The 10,670-nt window shown below is 69.9% G+C and carries 7 protein-coding genes; 1 reads left to right on the top strand and 6 read right to left on the bottom strand.

The genetic code is table 11. The features are described 5' to 3' along the window. Positions 1 to 190: 190 nt before the first annotated feature. Together FFT09_RS19135 and FFT09_RS19130 are read right to left on the bottom strand one after the other, a co-directional pair. Positions 191 to 844, bottom strand: a complete 654-nt coding sequence (locus FFT09_RS19135; RefSeq protein ID WP_024875680.1) for a VC0807 family protein — start codon at positions 842 to 844, stop codon at positions 191 to 193. A gap of 38 nt (positions 845 to 882) precedes the next feature. Further along, positions 883 to 3,774, bottom strand: coding sequence for a helix-turn-helix transcriptional regulator (locus FFT09_RS19130; RefSeq protein WP_167305400.1), 2,892 nt, complete (start codon positions 3,772 to 3,774; stop codon positions 883 to 885). Positions 3,775 to 3,879: 105 nt separating this feature from the next. Between FFT09_RS19130 and FFT09_RS22970 the strand changes: the two genes are divergently transcribed. Next, positions 3,880 to 4,026, top strand: a complete 147-nt coding sequence (locus FFT09_RS22970) for a hypothetical protein (protein WP_167305399.1) — start codon at positions 3,880 to 3,882, stop codon at positions 4,024 to 4,026. A gap of 379 nt (positions 4,027 to 4,405) precedes the next feature. On the opposite strand, the gene FFT09_RS19125 is transcribed toward FFT09_RS22970, so the two are convergent. From FFT09_RS19125 to mhpA, 4 genes are all read right to left on the bottom strand, one after another. Beyond that, positions 4,406 to 7,147: a helix-turn-helix transcriptional regulator gene (locus tag FFT09_RS19125; RefSeq protein WP_138383526.1), complete on the bottom strand. Its 2,742-nt coding sequence runs from the start codon at positions 7,145 to 7,147 to the stop codon at positions 4,406 to 4,408. Positions 7,148 to 7,180: 33 nt separating this feature from the next. Continuing rightward, positions 7,181 to 7,942, bottom strand: coding sequence for a thioesterase II family protein (locus tag FFT09_RS19120; protein WP_081195302.1), 762 nt, complete (start codon positions 7,940 to 7,942; stop codon positions 7,181 to 7,183). Between the two features lie 166 nt (positions 7,943 to 8,108). Further along, positions 8,109 to 8,999, bottom strand: a complete 891-nt coding sequence (locus tag FFT09_RS19115) for a class I SAM-dependent methyltransferase (RefSeq protein WP_138383525.1) — start codon at positions 8,997 to 8,999, stop codon at positions 8,109 to 8,111. A 58-nt stretch (positions 9,000 to 9,057) separates the two neighbouring features. Continuing rightward, the gene (gene mhpA / locus FFT09_RS19110) at positions 9,058 to 10,662 is read right to left on the bottom strand and encodes a bifunctional 3-(3-hydroxy-phenyl)propionate/3-hydroxycinnamic acid hydroxylase MhpA (protein ID WP_138383524.1); all 1,605 of its coding nucleotides are present in this window, start codon (positions 10,660 to 10,662) and stop codon (positions 9,058 to 9,060) included. Between the last annotated feature and the right edge of the window lie 8 nt (positions 10,663 to 10,670).

Genomic DNA, 10,670 nt, shown 5'->3' with positions numbered 1-10,670 from the left:
TGTCAGGCAACAACTTTCAGGCCTCCGGACCGTCGGGAAATACCGAAGCGACCTCGACGAGTGCGCATACTCCCGCTCACGGAGCGGTTCTCACTCACCGTTGCCAGCTTGCCAGCAAAAACCTACGGCGGCCCCGACACCGCGAGCAACCCCTAGGGGCCCGCCCCGTGCCCCTGTCGTGCCGCGCGGCTCAGTCCTGCGCGCGCTCCTGGGCACGACGGGTCTGGCGACGTGCGTACGCCTTGCTCCCGATGACGACGAGCGTCAACATCACCAGGATCAGCAGCATGCTCAGCACGGGCACGAGATCCACGGGTAAGGTGTAGGCCATCACGACCCGGGCGGCGGCGTCGATGAGAAACGAGATGCCCCACAACGCGGTGATGACGCGCATCGCCCGCCGGAACTGCGCACTCTCCTGCCATTCCCGGCGCCACTGCGCGGCATCCTCGTCCGGCATCACGCGCATCGTGGCCGTGTAGATGAACGGATGCCGCCCCAGCAGCGTGACGAGAATCCAGAGTCCTATCAGGAGAGTAATGTAACTTTCCCGCGCGAGGATGAGCCTGGGGTCGTGCGTGAGGAACGCGATGGCGGTGCCCGCGATCACGATGCTCAGCGAGAACAGAGCCAGCATCTCCAGCCGGCGCCTGCGGACCAGCTGGTACACCAGCCGCACCCCCGGCAGCGCACCGCTGATCACGAGCGCGAGCCACTGATTCACGCCCGCGGCGCGGAGGCCGTAGAAGCTCGCGAGCGGGATGGCGACGTCGAGGACCACCATCCAGATCAGGTCGGCACGCCCACTCCGGCCAGAAGCTTTCCGGTCCTCGACTTCAGTCACCGCCCACCTCCGCCGCACACTGTACCGGGGGCCGGCCGTTACGCGGTATCGGCGGTCATGCTCCGGCGCTTGACGGCGACCTGCATCGTCGGCGGCGAGAGCAGTGGCTTCACGCTGGGCTTACCCGGCTCCTCGACACCGAGCGGAAGGTCCGCGGGCAGGTCAGTCCGGCGCGTCACCCGGAGTTTGCGGAAGATCTTCGTCAGGTGCTGCTCGACGGTGCTCACGGTGATGTGCAGCCGCGCCGAGATCTCCCGGTTGGTGTAGCCGACCGCGGCGAGTGCCGCGACCCGTTGTTCCGACGGGGTGAGCTGGGCGGTCGGCTTCGTGGTCGTCCGACGCGCGGCCTCGGAGGACGGGACGGACGCGACCGACCTGCTGCGCCCCCTGCCCGCGACCTTGCCGCTGGGCTCGACGTCAGAACACGAGGTCTCCATCCGGCAGGCCTGGACCAGGCGGCTACCGCGATGCGAGACCATGCGGGCCTTGGCCGACTGGCCGAGAGCCTGATGGGCCCTGCTCAACTCGAACAGCGCGTGAGCCAGCTCCAGCCGGTCCCCGCTGGCCTGCAGCAGCTCGACCGTGTCCTTGAGCAGGCGCAGCCGTGGGACGTCGTCGAGGGTGGTCGCGATGATTCGCAACGCGACGCCGCGTGCGCGGGGATTGCTCTTGCCGACCCGGTCCAGTTGCTCCTCCGCCAGCTCGCGCGCACGGGCCGGTTCACCGAGCCGCAGGTACACCTCGGCGGCGTCCGTGCGCCACGGCGCGAGCGCGGGAGCCTCGAAACCCCACTGGGCCGTCAGCTCGCCGCAGTGCTGGAAGTCCTCCAGTGCGGCGTCCCACCACTCGTTCGCCAGGTAGTAGCGGCCCCGGGCGCGCAGGTAGGGCAGGCAGTATCCGGTACGGAACATCGCGGCGGGCACGTCCTGCCGCAGGTGGTCCTGCACGGCGTCGTGATCGGCCGTCGCCGTGCCCACGTTCATCAGCACACTGAGTGGCTGCCCGATGCCGATGCCCCAGCCCTCGGTACCGGCGATCGAGAGGGCACGCGACGCGTACCTGGCCGCGACGGGCAGCTCGCCGTACCGCAACGCGATCTCGGCCCGGCAGGCGGAGAACATCGCCTCCCACCAGGTGGCTTTCCGTGCCTTCGCCTCGGCGAGCAGGGGGTCGCACCACTGGAGGGCACTGTCCAGGCGGTCGGCGTGGATCAAAGTCCACAGTGCGTGCCACACCGGCTCGATGGTGCGATCGCCCAGCGCCGTCGCCTGCAGCACGCTCTCGGCGTTGGCGGCAGGCGAGCCGTCGGGAGTTCCGGTGAGCACGGCATGCAGCGCCACCGACGCCTTGGTCCACCAGCTCGCCGGGGACGGTTCGGGCTCGGTCGCGGTGTCGGACTCGCCGTTCAGCTCGGCCCATCGCTCGGCGAGTTCGGGGCACGTGTGCCGCAGCCAGGCACCGGTGTACTCCAGTGAACCGCCTGCGGTGTCCTGGCCCGACCGGCACGTCTCGCTGAGCCGGTCGAGCACGGTCCGCACTTCGTGGATCCGGCCCTCCCAGAGCAGGAGACGCAGCAGAATCGCCGACTGTTCGACGTCCAGCTCACCCCGGTACCGGTGCGGGCTCAACCTCGCCACGTGCCTGATGCCGTGGGAGGGATTGGCACGCCAGTGCGCGCCCAGCAGGAGCAGTCGCAGCTTGGTGCCCGTGGCATCGTGGCCGCAACCGGCCAGAGCGTGTTCGAGGTACTCGATCGCGCGGTCGGGGGCGTCCGCGCGCAGGGCCGCCTCCGCCGCCTCGATCAACCTGGTCACGGCCCACTCGTCCGGGACGCCGCCCGCGGCCACCAGATGCCCCGCGACACTGGCGATGTCCGCTTCGGCGGCATGGATCACCGACGCCGCCGACCGGTGCAGCCGAGCGAGCTCGGTCAGCTCGATGCTGTCGAGCACAGCCTGCCGGAACAGCGAGTCCTTGAACTCACGCTCGCCGAGACAACCCGCGAGGCGGAGGGTACGGAAGGCACGTTCGACCTCCGTCGAACGCTGGCCCAGCAGCGAGCCCACCCGGTCGACCGTGCAGTCGCGCCCGAGCACGGCGATCGCTTGAGCGATGTCGACGACGCCGTGGCCACTGCGTTCGAGGCAGGTCATCACGGCCTGCCGGAAGGTGTCGCCGACACTCGGAGACCGTTGCGGTCCGACGACGGACATGGCGTGCGGCTCGTCCGGCTGGTCCTCGACCAGCGCCCGCACCAGCAGTGGGTTGCCCGCACTGACCGCATGGCAGGCGGGCGCGTGCTGGTGCGCGACGCTCGGATCCACGTGCTGTTCGAGCAGTTCCTTGACGCCGTCGGGCGACAGCAGCGCCAGACTCAGCCTGCGGAAGTTCGCTTGGCGGATCAGCTCGATGCGGTAGCCCGAGCTGATCGAGCCACCGTACGCGGCCTCGGCCAGCAGCAGCATGACGCGAGCCGAACGGATGTGGTTGGCGATGTGGAGCACGCATTCCATGGACTGCGCATCGATGTGCTGCGCGTCGTCGAGGGTGATGAGGAGGGGAGCGTTCTCCGACACTTCGAGCACGAGCTGGAGCAAGCTGTGTGCGACGTCGAAGGTGTGCGACGCGGTGGGGTCGTTCCCGTCGCGGCCGTCGAGGTGCCGGAGCAGTGCCTCCGTCCGCGACGACGCCAGCGGCAACGCCGACACGAGCGGCCTGATACTGCCGAAGGGGCGATACCGCTGCGATCGCGCCCCGCCCGTCGCCAGGGTCACGACCCCGTCGCCGCGCTGCTCGGCGAACGTGCGCAGCAGCTCCGTCTTTCCACTCGCCACCACGCCGTCGACGAGAGCGACCTGCCCCCGGCCCGCGTCCGCCTCCGCGAACAGCGTGTCCAGCAGCCCCAGCTCGCGCCTCCGCTCAACCAGCAAGACTACACACCTCACCCCAGTTCGTCGTCGCAGGACAATACCAGGCAACGAATAGTTCATCACGATTCATGGAAATGTAGCCGACTAGGCAGCCACCCTGTCAGCATGCTCCGAAACTACAGGAAGTCGGCCCTGCAGTTCGGCACGCTATCACTCGCCCACAACACCCGCAAGCAATCACCGGCAACAGCCAAAAAAGGGCTCCGGCATTACAATGCGGTCACCGACCTGCAACATCGGACGATCACTTGAAGAAACGAAACACACACATTCCGTGATTGGGACGAACGGAGTAATCCGTTACGCCGGGAGTACCGCCGCGTGACGCCAACGCGGCGCCACCGCGCCGACGTGACCTCGTCGTCGCAGCTCTGGAAGCCGGACACAGACGGCGACATGGCCGACGCGGGAGTCCAGAGTGTCGTGACAAGGTGGATCCCGCCGGGTCGAGACCACGCGGACCCCGGGGGCCGGGCCGGCTCGCGCCCGGAGTACGGTACGCGGCAACCTTCGAGCCCAACGGTGGTCGCAGCGGAGCCTCGATGGCCGGAAAAGGACACCGCCGACAGCGTTCACGGTGCGCATATTCAACTCGAATTAAGAAAAACAACGAACACGGAAACAACAGGAATCAGGAAGCACCCAAACACAACTCGACGGGTAGATCATCGCGCCGCTTCACCTTCAGCTTGCGATATATTCGCGTGAGATGTTGTTCGACAGTGCTCACCGTAATATGTAACTTCCCAGCGATCTCGCGGTTGGAACAGCCGAGTACCGCGAGTGAGGCGACCCGGTGTTCCGACGCCGTCAACGCGGCGTCCGTGCCCACCCGCAGGGGCGCCGACACCGCGGCAGGGCGATCCTCGACGTTGAGCAGCCGCTGCATCAGCGGAGCCGCACCCGCCGTCTCGGCGAGATGCCAGGCCCGGCGAAACGCCATCCGCGCACGGCGGGTCTGGCCGAGCGCATGGCGCCCGTGACTCAGCTCGGCCAGGACTTGGGCCTGCTCGTACCGGTCTCCGCAGTGCTCGAGCAGCTCCAGTGCCTCCGTGAGCAGCTCGGGCCTGCGATCGGCGGGCCCGGTCGCGGCCAGCATCCGCAACGACAGCGCCCGCGTGCGGGCTCCCCTCGCGTCCGGCCGTGCGGCCTGCTCGTAGGCGAGTTGTCGCGCCTGGTCGTGGTTGCCGACCCGCAGCCAGGCTTCCGCGGCGCTCGTCCGCCACGGTGCCAGGCTCGCGAAGTCCAGACCCCAGCCACGGAGCAACTCTCCGCAGGACAGGAAGTCGGCCAGCGCACGGTGCCCGTTGTCGAGAGCCAGGTAGTAGCTCCCACGAGCATGCAGGTAACGCGGCCCGAAACGGCTGTCGAACACGGATCCCGTGACCGGCTCACGGAGGTGTTCCGTCACGGCGGCGTAGTCGCCCTGCCTCGTCGCCGCCAGCACGAGGACGCTCAGCGGGAGCCCCGCGGTCACCCCCCATGCCTTGAGTGGCAACGCCGCAAGCGCAGCCGTGCCGTGCGTGACGGCGCCTGCGAGATCGCCCGTGCGGAGGGCGACGTCCGCGAGCACGGCCGTGAGTGTCGCGCGCCAGGTCACGGCGGAGCCGGCCTGGACGTCGTCGAGCAGCCGGTGACACCACAGCCTCGCCACCGCCAGCCGGTCGGCGGCCACCAGGATCTGCAGCGCCAGCCCCGCCGCTTCCTCGGCCCAGCTGGTGAGCTGGCGGAAAGGCAGGCCCGCGAGACACCGTTCGGCGCTGTCGGCCGCCTCCGCCTCCCGGCCCGCGGCCAGCAGCTCGATCATGGTCGCGGCCGTGCTCAGCCAGGTGTCGGTCGCACCGCTCGCGGCAGGCACCTCGCGCTGCGCGGGCACGCGCCGGTCCCGGTCGGCCATCCTGGGGTGCGCCAGTGTCAGCCACGTCTCGAACTGCCGCAACCGGCCCGCGTCCGAGGAGGGCACGGCGCCGGACCGAATGCCGTCCAGCACCTTTCTCGCCTCCTCATCACGCCCGTGCCACAGCAACCGGCGCACGACGTCGAGCCCGTCCGCGAGGCCGAGTTCACCGGCCAGGGTCACGGTGACCAGCCGGGACAGGTGCGAAGCCGCCCTCGCCGGGTTGAGCCGCCACTCCGCGTCGACCAGCCTCGCCAGCAGCGACGCCGTCAGCGTGCCACCCGCTTCCGTCTCGTGGGCCAGCCGCAGGCACGCCACCGCGAAGGAGAGGTCACCCCCGGCCGTCGCCGATTCGGCGGCGTCGGTCAGCACCTCGATCGCCCAGCCGTCGCTACCCCTACGCCGGTCGCCGTCGAGCGAACCGGCGTCGACCAGGTGGCGCGCCACCGCTGTCGCCTGCGCACCGTGGGCATGGCGAACGGAGCCCGCGGCCCGGTGCAGCTCGGCACGCTCGTCGGAGGGCATCGCGTCGAGCACCGCCCTCCGCGCGACCGGATGTGGCAGCGTGCCCTCGGCGAGAAGCCCCGCTGCCGTCATGGCCCGGATCGATCGGCCCACCTCGTCGGCATCGGCGCCGATCAGGTCGGCGACCAGTCCCGGTTCCGCATCGTCACCGAGTACGGCGAGACCGGCGACCACCCTCGGCGCGGGCGGTTCGCCGCGCTGCGACAGGCTCAGCACCGCGAGGCCGTAACCGTCGGCTCGCTCGGCGCCGGTGGCGTCGTAGTCGTCGGCGAGTGCCTGCACCAACAGCGGGTTGCCGCCGCTCAGGCGATGCAGCTCCGGCGCCAGCCTCGCCACGGTGGAGCGTTCCCACCGGCGGGCGAGCAGTTCCCCCACGCCGCAGGGGGAAAGCGGGCCGAACCGGAGCCGGTGGAAACCGGCCTGACCGAGTAACTCGGCACGAAAGCGCAGGTGCGTGCGCGACGACTCGACGTCGTCGGTGAGCACCAGCAACACGGGCGCTACCTCGAGCCTTCCCGCGAGGTAGAGCAGGCACCGCTGCGTCACGGGATCGGCGCTGGCGATGTTGTCGACCGCGAGCACGACCGGGCGCTCGGTCGCGAGCTCGCGCACGCCGTGCCATACCGTGTGCAGCGTCAGGGCCAGTTCGGGCGTCACCTCGCCTGCCGGCGCTCCCACCTGTGGCAGGCGCGCGAGTTCCCTCGGCACGTCGGGATGGTGCAGGAGCTGGCGCAACGCCGCGAACGGCAGCTCCCGCTCCGTTCCCGAGCAGGTGGCGCTCAGCACCAGCGCCCCGGACGCCTCGGCTCGGCGGCAGAAGGTGCGCAGCAGTGCGGTGCGGCCACACGCGACCGGCCCCTCGAGCGAGACCACGGCCCCACGGCCCGCCGCGGATTCGGCGAGGAAATGGTCGAGAGCACGCACCTGCTCGTCACGATCGACCAGACTCACCGCGGTTCCCTTCGTGCTATTTCCGTAATCGCCTCAAATCGCCCCCGCCCCGTCGAGGCTCGCCGACAACCGGTCGAGAACCTTGCTCTGGTTCGTGGCGAGGAAGAAATGGCCCCCCGGAAACGTATTGAGCTCGAAGTCGCCGGTGGTGTGCTCGCGCCACGCCTGCGCTTCGTCGTGCGTCGTCTTCTGGTCCGCGTCCCCGGTGAACACCGTGATCGGGCACGTCAGCGGCGCGCCCGGCGTGTAGGTGTAGGTTTCGGCGATCCGGTAGTCGGCGCGGATGGCGGGCAGGGCCATGCGCACGAGCTCGTCGTCGTCGAAGACCCGCGAGTCCGTACCGCTCAGGCTGCGTACGTCGGCGAGCAGGCCCTCGTCGTCGAGTTGGTGCACGCTCTCGTCGCGGTGCTTCGACGGTGCTCGGCGGCCGGAGGCGAACAGCCGCACGGGCCCGGCTCCCTCGGCCTCCATCAGCCGTGCCAGCTCGAAACCCACACTCGCCCCGAGGCTGTGGCCGAACAACGCGGTCGGCGTGGCGAGCGATCCGGCGAGCACATCGAAGATCATTTTCGCCAGCTCGGGGACACTGTCCGCGAACGGCTCCTGCCTCCGGTCCTGCCTGCCCGGGTACTGCACCGCCGCCACGTCGACCCCCGGCGACAGCGCACGCGCGACGGGAAAGAAGAAGCTGGCCGAACCACCCGCGTGTGGCAGGCACAGCAGCCGCACGGCTCCCGGCTCGGCTTTCTGGAACCGGCGCAGCCACAGTCCTTCGTCGATATTGGTGGCGCTCACGTCGCTGTCAACCTCCCGGGGACCGCAGGGAACCGGCGAGCGGCCGAATGGCTCGGACCACCGGCCCCCCACCGAGCAATGTGCCCCGACGCTACCCAGCAAAGCCCTGCGGTCAACCCCTATCTGCGGGGCGCGAGCCCTGATGCCACCCTTACCGTCGGCGGTATCACCCGGGCTTGCGGGCGACCACGAGCACGTAGTCCAGCTTCGCGAGGTCCTCGTCCAGCTGCTGCTGCCAGCTCCACGACTTGACGAGGATCTCGTGCTGCTCGGGGGTCAGTTCCGCGACGAAGCCGGGGTCGGACAACCGGTTCACCATGTGGTCCCGGTACGGCTGGTACACCCGGTCGCGGATCGATTCGATCGAGATGTCGGTGTACCCGGCCTCGGCCAGCCGGTCCCCGTACTCGTCGCCGTCGTGCCAGTTCGCCGCGTCGATCGTGGTGTTGACCCAGCTGAAGTACGGCGAGCGCAGCGCGGACTGCGGAATGTCTTTCTCGACCGGCAGGACGTCGAGCACGGCCAGCGTCCCACCCGGCCGCAGGACCCGGAACGCCTCGGCGAGGAACGCGGTCCTCGGCCGGAAGTGGAAGGCGCACTCCAGCGCGACCACCCGGTCGAACATCCCGTCGGGGAACGGCACCTCGGTGGCCGATCCCTCACGGAAGTCGAGCCGGTCCGCGACGCCGTCGGCCTCGGCCCTCGCGCGGGCGGAGGTGACGTGGGACGGCGTGATGTTCAGCCCGAGCACCCGGGCGGGATCACGTTCCCGCAGCCACAGGAAGTCCTGGTCGCCGTGACCGAAGCCGACGTCGAGGACGGTGTCACCCCGCGTGATGCCGGCCGCATCGCCCAGCAGCCGCGCCATCGCCTCCCCGGCCTCGTCGATGTCGGCGCAACCGTCCTCCCAGTAGCCGTAGTTCATGTAGGTCGTCGACCTAGCCGCGAACTCGAGGTCGACCGGGGCGAGCCCGTACAGCTGCCGCACCCGGAGCTCCGGGTCCAGCGGGACGACCCTGGACAGGAACTTGCCCAGTTCCCGAACGCTTTCCACCATGAGCACTACCTCTCGGTTCAGCGGGTGAGTCCGCGTCGGCGGCTACCCGGGTAGCTGGTCAACGTGCCGGCACCGGCGGGGCCAGCCTGCGCCGCAGATCGCGCACCACGCCCGCGACGCCCGCGGCGTCACCGGCGGAGCCGAACAGGTAGAAGTCCGGGCGCACGAGCGCTCCGAGGGCCGCCGTCTCGGCCAGATACGGCAGGTAGACGTCGTCGACGTCCACCACGTCCCGGGGCCCCGCCTGCTCGGGTGGCGTCCCCGCGGGCAGCACCCTGACGACGTGCGCACCCAGCTCGGCCAGCGTTGCCGTGTCCTCGGAGTCCAGGAGATCGTCCGGATCGACCGACGTGACGAGGACGAAGCCGGTACCGACGACCGTGTCGAAGAGCCCGCTCGACGGACCGCGAGCCACCGTCCCCTGGGGGACGAGTTCGCCAGCCGGCGCGACGATCACACCCCGGTCGTTGCGGTACAGGAACCCGTCCCGCAACGAATCGGCCAGGCCCTGGTGCGGCCCCTGAACCGGCCTGCCTCGTCGCTGGCCGTCGAGGAGGTAGGCGTCCCGGCCCGCCGCGGCGGCGGAGTCCGTCTCGCACAGGATCTTGCCCAGCGCGATGGATGCCTCGATCGCGGCTCGCACGTGAGCCCGGCGCTCGATCGTGTACGAGTCCAGGACGGACTCCTGCGCCATACCGGACACGACCAGTCCGAGCTTCCACGCGAGGTTCGCCGCGTCCCGCAGACCGCTGCACATGCCCTGCCCGATGAACGGCGGCATGACGTGCGCGGCGTCGCCCGCGATGAGCAGCCTGCCCGAGCGCCACTTCCTGGCACAGCGGGCGTCGGTGGTGTAGACCGCATGCCGGTCGACCACGGCGTTGTCCGGGGTCAGATCGAACAGCCCCAGCAGGCGCCACAGGGTCTCCGGTTGATCGAGTTCCTCCAGGGTCTCCCCCGGCACCCGCATGAACTCCCATCGCCGGTGGCCGGGTCCGGCCGACACGGCGGTCCTCGGCCGCTCGGGATCGCAGATCTGCAGGTTGTTCGGATCGAACTCGCGTGGCTCGTTCAGGACGACGTCGCAGATCAGCCAGTCGGTCGAGAAGCCGAAGTCGGTCATGGTGGTGCCGAGGTGCTCCCGGACGAAGCTGTTCGCGCCGTCGCAGCCGACCACCCAGCCTGCCGAGATCACCCGTTCCTGCCCTTCGGGGGAACGGACGGTCACCGTCACACCGTCGTCGCCGTGTTCGAGGCCGCCCGCCTCGTAGGGACGCAGCACCGACAGATTCGGCAGCTGCTCGCCGCGCTCGGCCAGCGCTCGTTCGAGTCCCGGCTGGTACATCGACGTCGCCTCCGGCCAGCCCATCCGGCTGGTCGCGGGCGGTTCCAGCCGCATGAGCGTCTCGCCGTCCGCGTTGTGCCACGTGTAGTCCCGGGTCAGCTCCCGGACGTCGGCGAGGTCGTCGGCGACTCCGGCGGCGGCGAGAATCCGAGCGCCCTCGCCGTCGTAGGCCACCGCTCTCGGCATCGGGTACGGCGTCGGCCATCGCTCCACGACCGTGACCGTGTGCCCCTGCTGGGCCAGCAGTATCGACAGCACCTCGCCCACCGGGCCGTAGCCGACGATCAGCACATCCGTCTCGGTCGCGTACCCGCTCACGCGGCCAC

The sequence above is a fragment of the Saccharomonospora piscinae genome, from assembly GCF_005862235.1.
Lineage (GTDB): Bacteria > Actinomycetota > Actinomycetes > Mycobacteriales > Pseudonocardiaceae > Saccharomonospora > Saccharomonospora piscinae.
The sequence above is the reverse complement of the archived record's forward strand: the minus strand, read 5'-3'. Positions and strand labels throughout refer to the sequence as shown.

Excerpts from the sequence above, each read along its gene's own strand:
- FFT09_RS19115 (WP_138383525.1), bottom strand. The coding sequence starts at position 8,999 with ATGGTGGAAAGCGTTCGGGAACTGGGCAAGTTCCTGTCCAGGGTCGTC.
- FFT09_RS22970 (WP_167305399.1), top strand. The coding sequence starts at position 3,880 with ATGCTCCGAAACTACAGGAAGTCGGCCCTGCAGTTCGGCACGCTATCA.